Origin of the sequence: Streptomyces actuosus (assembly GCF_016921115.1) — a bacterium.
Taxonomy (GTDB): domain Bacteria; phylum Actinomycetota; class Actinomycetes; order Streptomycetales; family Streptomycetaceae; genus Streptomyces; species Streptomyces actuosus_A.
Window position 1 is genome coordinate 1 of record NZ_JAFFZS010000301.1, and the last position, 255, is coordinate 255.

Sequence of the window (255 nt, forward strand, 5' to 3'; positions counted from 1 at the left end):
GGCGGTTGGACATTGGGGAGAGGGGGACGTTGGAGGGGCTTGCTCTGACTGCTTTCCCCGAGGCGTCTGCCGTGTTGGGTGAGGGTCAGGTTCGGGTTGCGGTGCGGGCGGCGGGTGTCAACTTCCGGGACGTCCTCAACGTGCTCGACATGTATCCGGGTGATGCGCGGGACTTCGGTCTTGAGGGTGCGGGTGTGGTGGTCGAGGTGGGTCCTGGTGTGTCGGGGTTGGTGGTGGGTGATCGGGTGATGGGTA

At 65.1% G+C, this 255-nt stretch carries 1 protein-coding gene; it reads left to right on the forward strand.

The features are described 5' to 3' along the window. Positions 1-29: 29 nt before the first annotated feature. Positions 30-255 (forward strand): alcohol dehydrogenase catalytic domain-containing protein (locus JS756_RS36405; RefSeq protein WP_307791460.1); only part of this gene is annotated, 226 nt, incomplete at its 3' end.